This window comes from Cellulosimicrobium sp. NPDC055967 (assembly GCF_042269845.1).
Taxonomy (GTDB): Bacteria; Actinomycetota; Actinomycetes; order Actinomycetales; family Cellulomonadaceae; genus Cellulosimicrobium.
Genome location: NZ_JBHJYJ010000007.1, coordinates 26,195 through 41,823, shown reverse-complemented (window position 1 = coordinate 41,823; position 15,629 = coordinate 26,195). Strand labels below are relative to the sequence as shown.

Genomic DNA, 15,629 nt, shown 5'->3' with positions numbered 1-15,629 from the left:
CCGTGCCGTCCGATCGGCACCACATCTTCACAAGGCCCGGAATTCCAACGTTTCTCCAGCATTCACCCAGGTCGCGGTCGTGCCCCCTGCCGGCGTGAGTCCCCTCACACCGGGACCTCCTCGCGCGCCTCGTCCATCCGCTGGCTGATGACCGTCGTCACGCCGTCGCCGCGCATCGTCACGCCGTAGAGCGCGTCGGCGATCTCCATCGTGCGCTTCTGGTGCGTGATGACGATGAGCTGCGAGTCCTCCTGGAGCTCCCGGAAGATCTCGAGGAGACGACCGAGGTTGACGTCGTCCAGAGCGGCCTCGACCTCGTCCATGACGTAGAACGGCGACGGCCGCGCCTTGAAGATCGCGACGAGGAGCGCGACCGCGGTGAGGGAGCGCTCGCCGCCGGACAGCAGCGAGAGCCGCTTGACCTTCTTGCCCGCCGGCCGCGCCTCGACCTCGATCCCGGTCGTGAGCATGTCGTCCGGGTCCGTGAGCACGAGCCGCCCCTCGCCGCCGGGGAACATCCGAGCGAAGACCCGCTCGAACTGCTCGGCGGTGTCGCGGTAGGCGTCCGCGAACACCCGCTCGACCCGCTCGTCGATCTCCTTGACGATCTCCAGGAGGTCGGCGCGGGACTTCTTGAGGTCGGCGAGCTGGTCCGCGAGGAACTTGTGCCGCTCCTCGAGCGCCGCGAACTCCTCGAGCGCGAGCGGGTTGACCTTGCCGAGCCGACCGAGGTCGCGCTCGGCGGCGCGGAGCCGCTTCTCCTGGGCCGCGCGGTCGTAGGGCACCGTGCGCGGCTCGTCGTCGTCCGACGCGACCGGGACGTCCCGGTGCGGGCCGAGCTCCTCGACGAGGACGGCCGGGTCGAGGCCGAGCTCGTCGACGCTGCGTGCCTGGAGCTGCTCGATCCGCAGCTGCTGCTGGGCGCGCGCCACCTCGTCCCGGTGCGCGACGTCGGTCAGCTCGCGCAGCCGGGAGGCGAGGTCGTCGACCTCGCGGCGGGCCGCGGTCACGGCGGCGTCGCGCTCGGCGCGCGCCGCCTCGGCGGCCTCGCGCTCCGCGCCCGCGCGGGAGAGCGACCGGTCGACCGCGCTCAGGGCGCGCGCCGCGCCGTCACGCACCGCCGACGCGCGCTCGGCCTGCCGCACCCGCGCGGCCTCGCGCCGCGCGGCCCGTTCCCGCGCCTCGCGCTCCGCCGCGGCGGCCCGCGCGAGCGACTGCGCCCGGCCGGCCACCGCACGCGCACGCTCCTCGCTCGTGCGCAGGGCGAGACGCGCCTCGGTCTCCGTGGTCCGGGCCGTCGAGGCGAGCGCGAGGAGGCGGTCGCGCTCCGTCGTCGCGTCGGCGACGGCCTCCTCCGACTGCTCCGGCGCCGCCTCGGCGACGTCGAGCCGCTCGACGAGGCTCGCGAGCGCCTCGCGCGCGTCGTCGAGCCCCTGCGACGCGCGCTCGAGCGAGGCACGCACGCGCTCCGCCTCCGCGGCGGCCGAGCGCGCCGTCGCGCCGAGGTGGCCGAGCTGCTCCGCGACGGCGGCGAGCTGGGCGTCCGACTCGTTGAGCCGGTCGAGCGTGTCGTCGTAGCGGGCGCGCGCCTCCTGCGCCGCGTCGCGCGCCCCCACCAGGGCGAACCGCGCGCGCTCCCCGCGGGCCGCGGCGTCGTCGTGGGCGGTGCGCGCCTCGTCGAGCGCGGACTGCAGGTGCAGCACGCTCGGCGCCGACGCCGAACCGCCCCACGCGCGCGTCGTCGACAGCAGGTCGCCCCCGCGCGTCACGACCGCGACGCCGGGGTGGCGCGCCACCAGGGCGCGCGCGTGCGCGAGGTCGTCGACGACGGCGACGTCCGTGAGCAGGGCGCGCACGGCGCACCCGACGCCCCCGCCCGCCGTCACGAGGTCGACGGCCCAGCGCGCCCCGTCGGGCAGCTCGACCGCGTCGCGCTCGCTCCCGTCCGCCCCGTCGACGGCGACGACGAGGCCCGCCCGGCCGGCGTCCTCGGTCCGCAGGTAGCGCAGCGCGTCGACGGCCGCGTCGACCGACTCGACGGCGACGGCGTCCGCGGCGGGGCCGAGCGCCGCGGCCACGGCGTCCTCGTACCCGGCCTCGACGCCGAGCAGCGCGGCGAGCGACCCCACGACCCCGACGCCGTCGGCCGCGAGCAGCGCGCCGGCGCCGTCCTTGCGGTCCAGGCTGAGCTCCAGCGCCTCGATCCGCGCGCTCCACGTGGCACGCTCCTGGTCCGCGGCGGTGGCCTCGTCCTCCAGCGCCCGCACGGCGGACGTCGTCCGCTCGACGTCGTCGGCCGCGGCCTCGTGCTCGGCGTCGAGGCCCTCCTCGCCCTCCTCGGCGCCGACCACCTGGGTCTCGAGCACCGCGAAGTCGGTGCGTGCCCGGGTGCCGCGGTGCTCGGCCTCCGCCAGCGACTCGCGGAGCCGCCCGATCTCCGCCTCCGCGGCCTCGACCCGGGTGCGCTGCGCGGCGACCTGCCCCGCGAGGCGCGCGAGGCCTTCCCGGCGGTCGGCCGCGCCGCGGAGCAGGGTCGCGACCGCGCGTTCGGCGTCCCCGGCAGAGCGCTCGACGTCCTCGCGGTCGGCGACGGCCGCCGCGAGCGCCTCCCGCGCGCGGGCGACCTCCGCCTCGAGCTCGGCCTCGGTCGCGCGCACGCGCTCCGCCTGGGCCTCGAGCTCGTCGGGGTCCTGGCCGCGCTGGGCCGGCTCCGGGCGGCCGAGCAGGCGGACCCGCTCCTCCGCGAGCGTCTGCGTGCCCCGCAGGCGCTCGCGCAGGGACGACAGCCGGAACCAGACGTCGGTCGCGGCGCCGAGCGCAGGCGCGGCCTCGGCGGCGTCGCGCTCGAGCCGACCGAGCGCGTCGCGCGCCGCCGCGAGCGCCCGCTCGACCTCGGCCTGCTGGGTGCGCAGCGCCGCCTCGTCCGCGATCTCCTGCTCCAGGGTCGCGGTGAGCTGCGCGAGGTCGTCCGCGAGCAGCCGGGCCTTGGCGTCGCGCAGGTCCGCCTGGATCGTCGCGGCCCTGCGGGCGATCTCGGCCTGGCGGCCCAGCGGGCCGAGCTGGCGGCGGATCTCCGTCGTGAGGTCGGCGAGGCGCGTGAGGTTGGCCTGCATCGCGTCGAGCTTGCGGAGCGCCTTCTCCTTGCGCTTGCGGTGCTTGAGGACGCCCGCGGCCTCCTCGACGAAGCCGCGCCGGTCCTCGGGCGTCGCGCGCAGGACGGCGTCGAGCTGTCCCTGCCCGACGATCACGTGCATCTCCCGGCCGAGGCCGGAGTCCGAGAGGAGGTCCTGGATGTCGAGGAGGCGGCACGCGGCGCCGTTGATCGCGTACTCGGAGCCGCCGCTGCGGAACAGCGTGCGGGAGATCGTCACCTCGGTGTAGTCGATCGGCAGCGCGCCGTCGGTGTTGTCGATCGTCAGGGAGACCTCGGCGCGCCCGAGCGGCGGCCGCCCGGAGGTCCCGGCGAAGATGACGTCCTCCATCTTGCCGCCGCGCAGCGTCTTGGCGCCCTGCTCCCCCATGACCCACGCGAGCGCGTCGACGACGTTGGACTTGCCCGAGCCGTTCGGCCCGACGACGCACGTGACCCCGGGCTCGAAGCTCAGCGTCGTCGCGGACGCGAACGACTTGAAGCCGCGCAGCGTCAGGGTCTTGAGGTGCACGGACCCGAGCCTAGTGGCGGCCCCCGACGAACCCGCGGATCTGCGCCCGCGCGGCCGGACGCCGTCGGCGCGGGTGCCGGGACGCGAGACGCCCCGCCCCGGCCGGTGCGGCCGGGACGGGGCGCGGTGCCGCGTGACGGTGGGTCAGCCGAGCTCGGGGAACCAGAGCGCGATCTCGCGCGCGGCGGACTCGGGCGAGTCGGAGCCGTGGACGAGGTTCTGCTGGACCTTGAGGCCCCAGTCGCGGCCGAGGTCGCCGCGGATGGTGCCGGGCAGGGCCTCGGTCGGGTTCGTCGCGCCCGCGAGGGAGCGGAAGCCGGGGATGACGCCCTGGCCCTCGGCGACGACCGCGAGCACCTTGCCCGAGAGCATGAAGTCGACGAGCGGCTGGTAGAAGGGCTTGCCCTCGTGCTCGGCGTAGTGCGCCGCGAGCAGCTCGGGCGTCGCGTCGAGCAGGCGCACGCCGACCAGGGTGTAGCCCTTGGCCTCGACGCGGCGCAGGACCTCGCCGGACAGGCCGCGGCGGACGCCGTCGGGCTTGACGAGGATGAGGGTGCGCTCGATGGTCTCGGTCAGTGCGGGTGCGACGTCGGTCATGGTCGCCGAGCCTACCGGCCGCACCGGCGTGCCGGACGCCGTGACCACGGGCCCGGGGGGCCGCCCCGCCTCAGTCGGCGTTGGGCGCGGTCTCGGGGTGCTCGGCGTCGTACGCCGCGCGCTCGCGGTCGATGCGCCCGCCGAGGCGGATCGAGACGATCCACAGCACGACGAAGAGCCCGCCGACGACGAACATCATCGGCACGACGAGGCCGAACGCCAGGACCGGCACCTGGACCACCGACCCGGCGACGTAGCCGCCGGGCGTGCCGACCATGCGGGACAGGACGACGAGCACGACGGCGAGGACGCCGCCCACGAGCCAGATCGACGTCGCGCTCGGCAGCTCGAGCGGACCGCGCGAGTAGGGCACGTCCCGCAGGCCGTAGGCGACGAGCGTGGCGAACACCACGAGGAAGGCCTCGAGCAGCAGCGTGGTCGACGCGAACTGGGCCTTCGCGGGCTTCTTCGGCTTGATGCGGTCGCCCGGCGAAGGGCGCACCGGGCCCGCCGCGCGGCCGTAGCGGGACGGCTGCGCGGCGGGCTGCGACGGCGAGGTGCTCACCCGGTCAGGATACCGGCGCGGCGTCGCGGTCCCGGTCCTCCGGGTGGTCGCCGCCCGCTCCGGGGGCGCCAGCGGTCACGACGGCCACGCCGTCCTCCGTGCCGTCCGCGCCGTGCGCCGGAGCGTCCTCGACGAGGTCGCCGTGGTCCGCGACGGCCTCGCCGCGCGCGACCATCCCCGCGACGTCGGAGAGCTTGACCTCGCGCAGGAACAGCGCGAGGACGAACCCGACGAGCACGAGCGGGACGAGGTACCAGAAGGCGGGGGCGAGCGCGTCGGTGAACGCGTCGACGACGCCGGTGTGGATCGGCTCGGGCAGCTGCTGCACCATCTCGGGCGTGAGCGACGACCCCTCGGCCCCGGCAGGGGCCGAGCCCGCGGGCAGGCCCGCGAAGACGCCCTCGAGGTTGTCGGCGAGCCGCGACGTGAAGATCGTGCTGAACAGCGCCGTCCCGACGGCCGCGCCGATCTCGCGGAAGAAGTTGTTCGCGCTCGTCGCCGTCCCGATCTCGTGCGGGTCGACCGAGTTCTGCACCGCGAGGACGATCGTCTGCATGACGAGGCCCATGCCGGCGCCCATGACGAGGATCATCGCGCCGAAGAGCCACATCGACATGTCGCCCGTGATGCGCGTGAGCCACATCATGCCGGCCGCGGTGATCGCGAGGCCGAGGACCGGGTAGATCTTGTAGCGGCCGGTCTTCGTGATCGCGATACCCGACCCGATGGCCGTGATCATGACGCCGACCATCATCGGCAGCATGAGGAACCCGGACTCGGTGACGCCCGCGCCGGTGGACATCTGGAGGAACGTCGGCAGGAAGGCGAGCGCGGAGAACATGCCCATGCCGAGCACGAGGCCGATGAGGGTCGCGATCGTGAACGTCCGGTTCTTGAACAGGTGCAGCGGGAGCAGCGGCTCCTCGGCGCGGTTCTCCACCACGACGAACATCGCGACCGACACGACCACCGCGGCCACGAGGCCCAGGAGCCACGGGTCCGACCAGTCGTAGCCGCGCGAGCTGGTGAGGGACTCCCAGCTCGTGACGAGCACGATGCCGGAGGTGGCGACGACGAGGAAGAAGATGCCGGCGACGTCGATCTTGCGGCCGGAGCGGTGCGACGGGAGCTTGAGCGCGACCCACGCGACGACGAACGCCGCGACGCCGATCGGGACGTTGATCCAGAACGCCCAGCGCCAGCCCGGACCCTCGGTGAACCAGCCGCCGAGGAGCGGCCCGATGACGGCCGCGATGCCGAACAGGGCGCCCATGGGCCCCATGTACTTGCCGCGGTCCTTCGCGGGGACGATGTCGGCGATGATCGCCTGCGACAGGATCATGAGACCGCCGCCGCCGAGGCCCTGCACGCCGCGCCAGGCGACGAGCTCCGGGAAGGTCTGCGCGAACCCGGCGCCGGCGGACGCGACCGTGAACAGGCCGATGGCGACGAGGAACGGCCAGCGCCGGCCCCACAGGTCGCCGAACTTGCCGTAGAGGGGCATGACGATCGCGATCGCCAGGATGTAGGCCGTGATGACCCACCCCTGGTGCTCGACGCCGTGGAGCTCGCCGACGATCGTCGGCATCGCGGTGCCGACGATCGACTGGTCGAGCGAGGACAGGAACATCGACGCCATGAGGGCGCCGAAGATCACCCACACGGTGCGCGGGGTGAGCACGACGAGCGGCTTGCCGCCGTCGACGGGCGGTGCTGCGGTGGTGGAGGCCATGAGGATCCGGTTCGGTCAGGACGGGCGGGAGCGCGCCGACGGGCGCGGCCCGTCGTCGGGTGGTGGGGAGGAGCGGGTGGCGGTGCGGACGCCGGGGCGTCCGTGCCCTCGTGCGGCGTCGAGGGCGTACGGCTAGCGGGCCGCGGGATCGGGGGCGCGCGAGTCCTGGAGCAGCGCGCGGAGCTGTCCGACGACGGCGGGCAGGTGGTCCACCGGCTCGCCCTCGCGGTCGCGCTGCTGCCACTCGAGCGTGCTCGCGCGCAGCAGGCTCATGACCACGAGTGCCAGGAGCTCGGGGTCGGGGACGAAGGGCCGCACGGCGCGGCGTGCGAGGAACATGTCGACGAGCTCGGCGCGGTGCCCCTCGACCCAGGCGACGTGCCGGGTGACGAGGTGCGGCTCGCGCTGGACGAGCTCGAGCGTGCGCGCCATGCGCTCGGGCGTGACGATCTGCTGCGCCAGCACGTCGGCCACGACGACCTCGAGGTCGTCGAGCAGCGCCCCCGTGGGACCGCCCCCGACGAAGGTCGCCACGATCTCGGGCCGCACGGCGAGGTCCTCGAGGCCGAGCACGGCGTCGTCCTTCGACGGGAAGTAGTTGAAGAACGTGCGCGGCGAGACCCCGACCTCGGCGCAGATGTCCTCGACCGTCACCGCCTCGAGACCGCGCTCCAGCACGAGCGTCTGCGCGGCCTCGACGAGCGCCTCGCGCCGGGCGCGCTTCTTGCGCTCCCGCAGCCCGCCGGGAGACGGTGCGAGGCACGCCGCGGCCCGCTCGGCCAACGAGGGGCGAGCGGGCACGTCAGGGAGAGTCGTGGGCACGAGACTATTCTTGCATCCCGTGCAATTTTGCATCAACTGCAATCTCGCGTGATCGCCGTCACACGAGCATCGGCTCAGACCTCGCCGAAACCACCCTCCACGGCCTCGACCACCGCACGCACGGCGTCGGCGGCCTGGGGGCCCTCCCCGGTCACCGTGAGCTCCTTGCCGCCGGTCGCGCCGAGCTTCATGAGCTCGAGCACGCTCGCCCCGTTGACGCCGTCGATCGCGACGCTCGCGTCGTAGCCCGCGACGAGGCGGGCCAGCACGGCCGCCGGGCGCGCGTGCAGGCCGAGCGGGTTGCGCAGCGTGACGACGGCGCGCGCCGCGCCGTCCGTGGGGGCCGCCGACGCGGCGGCCGGTCCCCCGTTCTCGGGGGCGCCGGCCGCGACCGCGAACGTCCCGCCCGCGTGCTCGGCGGACGCGAGCACCTCGGCGACGTCCCCGCCGCCGTGGGCGGTCACCGCCGCCGCGACGGCCCCCTCGACGAACGGGGCGTCGGCGAGCCGGACCCTCCCGTCGAACCCGTCCTCCATGTCCAGGACCGACTCGACCGTCATGACGGCCGAGCCCAGGTCGGCGAGCACGACCACGCCGTCGGCGACGCCCAGCGCCTCCTCGAGCGCCGCGGACACGCGGTCGTAGCTGGTGCCGAGCCCGCCGTCGTCGGTCCCGCCGGCCGCGAGCAGCAGCACACCGGGCGCCATCTGCGCGGACAGCTCGACCGCGCCCTCCGCGAGCCGCTGCGAGTGCGAGACGAGGACCAGCGCGACGCGCGCCCGCGCCCCGACCGTGCCGCTCACGCGGTCGCCGCGTCGCGCGCGGCCTCGAGCAGGATCGCGGTCGAGGTCGCGCCCGGGTCCTGGTGACCCGCGCTGCGCTCACCGAGGTAGCTCGCCCGCCCCTTGGTGGCGACGAGGGGGATCGTCGCCTCGGCGCCCGCGCGCGCCGCCGTGGCGGCCGCAGCGAGGACGTCGGCGGTCGACGCGCCACCGTCGGCGGCGCCCTCGGCCGCGTCCACGGCGGGCTGCCACGCGTCCACCATCGTCTTCTCGCCGAGCTGGGCCTTGCCGCGCGCGGTGATGCCCTCGAGCGCGCCCTCGAGGAGCGCGACGACGCCGTGCGCGTCGAGCTCCGCGAGCCCGGTCACCTTCGCGGCCCGGAGGTACGCCGTCCCGTAGAGCGGGCCCGAAGCACCGCCGACGGACGACATGAGCGTCGTGGCCACCAGCTTGAGCACGTCGCCGATCTGGCCCGGCGGCTGGTCGCCGGCCGCCGCCCCGTCGAGCTTGGCGACCACCGCGCGGAACCCCCGGTCGAGGTTCTCCCCGTGGTCGCCGTCACCGATCTGGCGGTCCAGCTCGGTCAGCTCGTCCCGTGCCGCCGCGATGCGCTCCGCGCTCAGCCGCGTCCACCGGTCCGCCCAGGCCACGTCCAGCGTCATGCCCCACCTCTCCTCGCCGTCGAGCCGGCGGTCCGCCGGCTCTCGGAGACTGCACGAAAGGGCACCCGCTCACCAGCGCAGCGCAGCCGTGTGGACGGGAGCGTCCCACAGGGCGGTGAGCTCGTCGTCCAGGCGCAGCACGGTGACCGACGCACCCTGCATCTCCAGCGACGTGACGTAGTTGCCGACGAGCGAGCGCGTCACCCGTACGCCGCGCCCCTCGAGCAGCCTCCTCGCCTGACGATAGACGACGTACAGCTCGGACAGCGGCGTACCGCCCATTCCGTTAACGAACAGCAACACGTCCTCGCCGTCCGACAGGCCCAGGTCGTCGGCGACGGGGTCCACGAGCCGTTGCGTGATCTCGTCCGCCGAGGCCATCGGGATGCGGTGCCGCCCCGGCTCGCCGTGGATGCCGATCCCGATCTCGACCTCGTCGTCGCCGAGGTCGAAGCTCGGCTTGCCGACGTGCGGGACGGTGCACGCGGTGAGCGCGACGCCCATCGAGCGCACGTTCGCGACGACGCGGCCCGCGATCTCCGTCACGGCCCCCAGGTCGTCGCCGCGCTCGGCCGCGGCCCCCGCGATCTTCTCGACCGCGACGGTGCCCGCGACGCCGCGGCGGCCCGCGGTGTAGAGCGAGTCCTCGACCGCGACGTCGTCGTTGACGAGGATGCTCGTGACCTGCGTGCCCTCCGCCTCGACGAGCTCGACCGCGGTCTCGAAGTTCAGCACGTCGCCCGTGTAGTTCTTCACGATCGCGAGGACGCCCGCGCCCGAGTCGGCGCCGAGGATCGCCGGGACGATCTGGTCCGGCGTCGGCGAGGTGAAGACCGCGCCGGGGACCGCGGCGTCGAGCATGCCCGACCCGACGAAGCCCGCGTGCAGCGGCTCGTGCCCCGAGCCGCCGCCCGAGACCAGCCCGACCTTCCCGGGGACCGCACCCCCGGCGCGCGACACGTAGGGCGGCGCGACGTGCACCTCCACGAGGTCGGCGTGCGCCTGGCCGAAGCCCTCCAGGGACTCCGACACCGCGTCCTGGGGATCGTTGAGCAGCTTCTTCACCGGTCATCCCTCCATCGGTCCGTGCGCCCGGTGGTCCGGACGCTGACGACCCCCGCCCGGCGTGCCCGTCGCCGTCGTCGCCTCCATCAAACACCCGGGTGCGGCGGGCCGCGAGGCGTCCCCGACGCGACGAGGCGCGCCACCCGGTGGCGCGCCTCGTGCGCGGAGTATCAGTGCCGCGCGGGACGGGGCGTCAGCCGCGCCCGAGGAGGATGCGCGCGTCGGCGACCGTGACGACCGAGCCCGTGACGAGCACGCCCGAGCCCGTCCCGACGCCCACCGCGTCGTCCCGCTCGGCGAGGTCGACGGCCACCTGGAGCGCCTCGTCGAGCCGCTCGGTGCTGTGCACGCGGTCCTCGCCGAACACGTCCGCGGCGAGCTCGGCGAGCTCCGTCGGGTCGGCCGAGCGCTCCGAGCTGTTGCGCGTCACGACCACCTCGGACAGCACCGGCTCGAGCGCCGCGAGCAGCGGCTCCGCGTCCTTGTCCGCCATGATCGCGACGACCCCGACGAGGTGGCGCAGGTCGAACGCCTCCCCCAGCGCGACCGCGAGCGCCTCCGCCCCCGCGGCGTTGTGGGCGGCGTCGACGAGGACGGTCGGGCTCGACCGCACGACCTCGAGCCGGCCCGGCGACGTGACGTCCGCGAACGCGGTCTCGACCACCTGGCCGTCGAGCGCGCGCCCGCCGAGGAACGCCTCGACCGCGGCGAGCGCGAGGAGCGCGTTGTGCGCCTGGTGCTCGCCGTGCAGCGGGAGGAACACCTCGGCGTAGAGCGCCGCGGGGGTGCGCAGGTCGAGGAGCTGGCCCCCGACCGCGACCTGCCGTGCCGCGACGTCCAGGTCGACGCCCTCGCGCAGCAGGCGCGCGCCGACGCGCTCGACGCGGGCCCGCAGCACCTCCTCGACCTCCGGGCGCTGGGCCGCGGAGACGACGGTCGCGCCGTCCTTGACGATGCCCGACTTGACCGTCGCGATCTCCTCGAGCGTGCTGCCGAGCCAGCGCTCGTGGTCCAGCGCGACAGGCGTCACGACGGCGACCTCGGCGTCGACCACGTTGGTCGAGTCCCACTCGCCGCCCATGCCCACCTCGACGATCGCGACGTCCACGGGCGTGTCGGCGAACGCGGCGAACGCCACGCCCGTGAGCACCTCGAAGAAGCTGAGCTGCGACTGCCCGGCCTCCGCGAGCTCGGCGTCGACGACCTGGACGTACGGGTACACGTCGTCCCAGACCTCGACGAACCGTCGCGGCGAGAGCGGCTCGCCGTCGACGACGATCCGCTCGGTGACGCTCGTCAGGTGCGGGCTCGTGAACAGGCCGGTGCGCAGGCCGTGCTCGCGCACGAGCCGCTCGGCGACGCGCGCGGTGCTCGTCTTGCCGTTGGTCCCGGTGAGGTGGATCGTCCGGAACGCGTGCTGCGGGTCGCCCAGCAGCTCGAACAGGCGCCGCACCCGGTCGATCGTCGGGTCGAAGTCGTGCTCGGGCGCACGGGCCACGATGTGCTGGTAGACGCGCTCGAGGTCCGCCTGCGCGGCGGCGTCCTCCGCCGCCGCACGGGCGTCCTTCGCGCTCTGCCGGCGTGCGGCGCCGGGGTCCTTGCGGGCGGCGCTCACAGGATCACCGCCGCATCCGGGACGGTGCCGTCGGCCTTCTCGACGCGCACGGAGCGCACGTCGGTCGGCGACGTCTCGACGACGACCTCGACCGCGAGCGTCTCGCGCGCGACGAGGTCGCGGTGCTCGTCGACCGCGACGAGCCACTGGCCCGGAACGTCGAGCGACAGCCGGATGCGGTCGGCCACGTCGAGGCCGGCGGCCTTGCGGGCGTCCTGCACGTCGCGGATCACGTCGCGCGCGTAGCCCTCGGCGAGCAGCGCGTCGTCGAGCACGAGGTCGAGGACGGCGAACCCGCCGCCCGCGAGCACCGCGGCGGCGACGCTCGGCGCCTCTCCCTCGGCGACGCCGCGGTCGGCGACCACGGTCGTCAGCTCGTACTCCGCGGCCAGGAGCGCGACGTCGCCGTCGTCCGTCGTCACGACGACGTCCCCGGCGTCGTCCACGCGCCACGCCCCGGCCTTCGAGGCCTTGATGACGGCCTGGACGCCGCGCCCCAGGCGCGGGCCCGCGGCGCGGGCGTTCACGGCGAGGCGCTGGGTGATGCCGAACCGCTCGGCGGCGTCGGAGTCGGTCGACTCGAGGTCGACCGCCTTGACGTTGAGCTCGCGCGCGAGCAGGTCGGTGTACGGGGCGAGGGCCTCGGGGTCGTCCACGACGACCGTGAGGCGCGCGAGCGGCTGGCGCACGCGGAGCTGGTTCGCCTTGCGCAGGCCGAGCGCGGCCGACGCCACGGCGCGGACCTCGTCCATCGCGGCGACGAGCGCGGGGTCGGCGACGAGGGACGCGTCCGGGACGTGGCGCACGGCCACGGCGGACGCGCCGTCCTCGCCGACATCCTCTGTGGACGCCGGCCAGTCGGTGAGGTGCACCGAGCGCCCGCCCGTCAGGCCGCGCCACACCTCCTCCGCGAGCAGCGGAGCGAGCGGCGCCATGACGCGCGTGAGCGTCTCGAGCGCGGTGTACAGCGTGTCGAACGCGTCCGCGTCCTCGGCCCAGAACCGGTCGCGCTGCGTGCGCACGTACCAGTTCGTCAGGACGTCGAGGTGCTCGCGGACCGTCTCGCACGCGCCCGCGATGTCGTACGCGTCGAGCTGCTCGGTGACGCGCACGACGAGGTCGTGCGTGCGCGCGAGCAGGTACCGGTCGAGCGCCGGGAGCCCGGCCACGCGCTCGGGTGCGACCTTCTGCGCGACGTATCCCGCCGACCCGCCCGGCTCGCCCGCGCGCGCCTGCGCCTTCGACGTGTTCGCGTACAGGGTGAAGAAGTAGTACGTGCTCCACAGCGGGAGCAGCACCTGGCGCACCGCGTCGCGGATCCCGTCCTCGGTGACGACGAGGTTGCCGCCGCGCAGGATGGGCGAGCTCATGAGGAACCAGCGCATCGCGTCGGAGCCGTCGCGGTCGAAGACCTCGTTGACGTCCGGGTAGTTGCGCAGGGACTTGCTCATCTTGCGGCCGTCGGAGCCCAGCACGATGCCGTGCGAGACGGCCGAGCGGAACGCGGGGCGGTCGAACAGCGCGGTGGCGAGCACGTGCAGCGTGTAGAACCAGCCGCGCGTCTGGCCGATGTACTCGACGATGAAGTCGCCCGGGTTGTGGTGCTCGAACCAGTCGGTGTTCTCGAACGGGTAGTGCACCTGCGCGTAGGGCATGGACCCCGAGTCGAACCAGACGTCCATGACGTCCTCGACGCGGCGCATGGTCGAGCGGCCCGTCGGGTCGTCGGGGTTCGGCCGCGTGAGGCGGTCGACGAACGGGCGGTGCAGGTCCGGCTCGCCCTTCTCGTTGCGCGGGAGCGTGCCGAAGTCGCGCTCGAGCTCGGCGAACGAGCCGTAGACGTCGATGCGCGGGTACTGCGGGTCGTCCGAGCGCCACACCGGCACGGGGCTGCCCCAGAACCGGTTGCGCGTGATCGACCAGTCGCGCGCGTTTTCGAGCCACTTGCCGAACTGGCCGTGCTGGATGTGCTCGGGCGTCCAGGAGATCTGCTCGTTGAGCTCGACCATCCGGTCCTTGAACGTCGACACCGCGACGAACCACGACGACACGCCCATGTAGATGAGCGGCTGCCGGCAGCGCCAGCAGTGCGGGTAGGAGTGCGCGTACGACTCGCGGCGCAGCAGCACCGTCCCGGGGCTCGTCGCGCCGAGCGCGAGGTCCGGGGTCTGCTCGCCCGCGGCGACCGCGGCGTCGTGGCGCGTCCGGCCCTTGAGGTGGTCGATGATGAGCGCGTTCGCGTCGAAGACCTGGAGGCTCTCGTAGTCGACGACGGGGAAGACGAACTTGCCGTCGGACGCGACCGGCAGCACGGGCTCGACGCCCTCGCGGTCGGAGACGACCTTGTCCTCCTCGCCGAACGCGCCGGCGTTGTGCACGAGCCCGGTGCCGTCCGTGGTCGTGACGAAGTCCGCCTCGACCACGCGGTGCGCACCGGGGTGGCCCGCGAAGTAGGAGAACGGCGGCGTGTAGGACCGCCCGACGAGGTCGGCGCCCGTGAGCCGCTCGACGACCTGCGTCGTCACGTCCTCGACGCCCTCGTCGGCGAGCTCGCGCGCGTACGCCCCGAGGCGCTCGGCCGCGATCACGTACCGCTCCTTGACGCCCGTGAAGGACGACTCGACGACGACGTACTCGACGTCGGGGCCGACCATGACGAAGAGGTTGGACGGCAGCGTCCAGGGCGTCGTCGTCCAGATGAGCGCGAGCTCGCCCGTCTCGAGCCGGAAGCCGACCGTGACCGCCGGGTCCTGGCGGACCTGGTACACGTCCTCGTCCATGCGCAGCTCGTGGTTGGACAGCGGCGTCTGGTCGTTCCAGCAGTACGGCAGCACGCGGAAGCCCTCGTACACGAGGCCCTTGTCGTAGAGCTGCTTGAACGCCCACAGGACCGACTCCATGAACGTCGGGTCGAGCGTCTTGTAGTCGTGCTCGAAGTCGACCCAGCGCGCCTGGCGGGTCACGTAGTCCTGCCACTCGCTCGTGTACTTGAGCACCGACGCGCGGCACGCGTCGTTGAACCGCTCGATCCCCAGCTCGAGGATCTCCTCCTTGGTCTTGATCCCGAGCTGGTCCATCGCCTCCAGCTCGGCGGGCAGGCCGTGCGTGTCCCAGCCGAAGCGGCGCTCGACGTGCTTGCCGCGCATCGTCTGGTAGCGCGGGACGACGTCCTTCGCGTAGCCCGTGAGCAGGTGCCCGTAGTGGGGCAGGCCGTTGGCGAAGGGCGGGCCGTCGTAGAAGACGAACTCGTTGCTGCCGTTCTCGCCGGCGGGGTTGCGCTCGACCGACGCGCGGAACGTGTCGTCCGCGTCCCAGTAGGCGAGCACCTCGCGCTCGATCGCGGGCAGGTCCGGGGAGGCCGGGACGCCGAACGCCGCGCCGGGGCGCGCGTCGGCGGTCGTGGAGTCGGTGGTGGGATCGGACGAGAGGTCGCGGTGCAGCGGGTAGGCCATGGTCTCGAGGACTCCGGTGGGTAGCGGCCGGCGGAGGTCCGCCGTGGTGGTACGGGTCGGTCGTGCTCTCCTGCGAGGACGACTCCCCCACCCAGGGTGGGCTCGCCGCGGTACCACCTCGCTTGCCGGCGTCGTCCTCCGGTGCCCGACGCCGTCGGGCCCGGCGGGCGGTCGCCGACCGCTCGTCGCAGGCTGTGACGGGCCCACCCGTCCGGTTCTAGTGAGGACCTGGCCGCGGGGCCGTCAGGCCTGCCCGACGGCGCGGGTCCCGTTCTTCCGGAGGCTCGCCGGTGATGGCCGGGTCGACGCCTGTGCGTCCATGGTAGCCGCCGCGCGGCGGCGCGCGGTGTAGGCGTCGATGTCGCGCGCGACGAGCCACTCGAGGGTGAGCGGCGGCTCGGCCGGGGCGACGGCGGGCGGGAGCGTCGCGGTCGGCCGGTAGCGGGGGAAGTGCGGGGGAACGTACATGGTGGTCTCGCGTCCTGTGCTCGGCGGGCGTCCGGAGGTGCAGACCCGGGCGTCGCGCGGGACTCATCGATGAGCCCGTGGCACGAGACCGGCGACCGTCACGCCCCCCTCACGGAGAGGGAGGGGCGGGAGGCTGCTCGCGGACACCAGGTCGAGGCTGCGCAGGGCGCCGCGAGCCCTCAACAACAGGTGGCGGAGGGGACCTGC

Annotated in this window: 11 protein-coding genes; all 11 read right to left on the bottom strand. The window is 74.3% G+C overall.

What is annotated here, in order from left to right; translation table 11 throughout:
- Positions 1-104: 104 nt before the first annotated feature.
- Entirely contained in the window at positions 105-3,662 is a 3,558-nt protein-coding gene (smc, locus tag ACFC2L_RS11055; protein WP_375824358.1) for a chromosome segregation protein SMC, read from the bottom strand.
- A gap of 144 nt (positions 3,663-3,806) precedes the next feature.
- A complete protein-coding gene (gene ndk, locus ACFC2L_RS11050; RefSeq protein ID WP_375824357.1) occupies positions 3,807-4,259 on the bottom strand; it encodes a nucleoside-diphosphate kinase in 453 nt (150 codons plus the stop codon).
- A gap of 70 nt (positions 4,260-4,329) precedes the next feature.
- A complete protein-coding gene (locus ACFC2L_RS11045; protein ID WP_375824356.1) occupies positions 4,330-4,824 on the bottom strand; it encodes a DUF4233 domain-containing protein in 495 nt (164 codons plus the stop codon).
- 4 nt (positions 4,825-4,828) lie between these two features.
- Positions 4,829-6,556, bottom strand: a complete 1,728-nt coding sequence (locus ACFC2L_RS11040; RefSeq protein WP_375824355.1) for an MDR family MFS transporter — start codon at positions 6,554-6,556, stop codon at positions 4,829-4,831.
- A gap of 132 nt (positions 6,557-6,688) precedes the next feature.
- Positions 6,689-7,378, bottom strand: coding sequence for a TetR/AcrR family transcriptional regulator (locus ACFC2L_RS11035; protein WP_375824354.1), 690 nt, complete (start codon positions 7,376-7,378; stop codon positions 6,689-6,691).
- A gap of 74 nt (positions 7,379-7,452) precedes the next feature.
- Positions 7,453-8,181, bottom strand: a complete 729-nt coding sequence (dhaM, locus tag ACFC2L_RS11030; protein WP_375824353.1) for a dihydroxyacetone kinase phosphoryl donor subunit DhaM — start codon at positions 8,179-8,181, stop codon at positions 7,453-7,455.
- The gene (dhaL, locus tag ACFC2L_RS11025; protein ID WP_141390325.1) at positions 8,178-8,822 is read right to left on the bottom strand and encodes a dihydroxyacetone kinase subunit DhaL; all 645 of its coding nucleotides are present in this window, start codon (positions 8,820-8,822) and stop codon (positions 8,178-8,180) included. Before dhaL ends, dhaM begins: the two co-directional genes overlap by 4 nt.
- 69 nt (positions 8,823-8,891) lie before the next feature.
- Entirely contained in the window at positions 8,892-9,887 is a 996-nt protein-coding gene (gene dhaK, locus ACFC2L_RS11020) for a dihydroxyacetone kinase subunit DhaK (protein WP_375824352.1), read from the bottom strand.
- Positions 9,888-10,080: 193 nt separating this feature from the next.
- Positions 10,081-11,502 carry a bifunctional folylpolyglutamate synthase/dihydrofolate synthase gene (locus tag ACFC2L_RS11015; RefSeq protein WP_375824351.1) on the bottom strand — a complete coding sequence of 474 codons (1,422 nt, stop codon included), beginning with the start codon at positions 11,500-11,502 and terminating at the stop codon, positions 10,081-10,083.
- Complete coding sequence (gene ileS, locus ACFC2L_RS11010; protein WP_375824350.1) at positions 11,499-14,954, bottom strand: isoleucine--tRNA ligase; 3,456 nt, start codon at positions 14,952-14,954, stop codon at positions 11,499-11,501. Before ileS ends, ACFC2L_RS11015 begins: the two co-directional genes overlap by 4 nt.
- A 243-nt stretch (positions 14,955-15,197) precedes the next feature.
- Entirely contained in the window at positions 15,198-15,422 is a 225-nt protein-coding gene (locus ACFC2L_RS11005; protein WP_375824349.1) for a hypothetical protein, read from the bottom strand.
- Between the last annotated feature and the right edge of the window lie 207 nt (positions 15,423-15,629).

Coding starts and splice junctions, on each gene's coding strand:
- ileS (WP_375824350.1), bottom strand. CDS start 14,954: ATGGCCTACCCGCTGCACCGCGACCTCTCGTCCGATCCCACCACCGAC.
- ACFC2L_RS11040 (WP_375824355.1), bottom strand. CDS start 6,556: ATGGCCTCCACCACCGCAGCACCGCCCGTCGACGGCGGCAAGCCGCTC.
- ACFC2L_RS11005 (WP_375824349.1), bottom strand. CDS start 15,422: ATGTACGTTCCCCCGCACTTCCCCCGCTACCGGCCGACCGCGACGCTC.
- ndk (WP_375824357.1), bottom strand. CDS start 4,259: ATGACCGACGTCGCACCCGCACTGACCGAGACCATCGAGCGCACCCTC.
- dhaL (WP_141390325.1), bottom strand. CDS start 8,822: ATGACGCTGGACGTGGCCTGGGCGGACCGGTGGACGCGGCTGAGCGCG.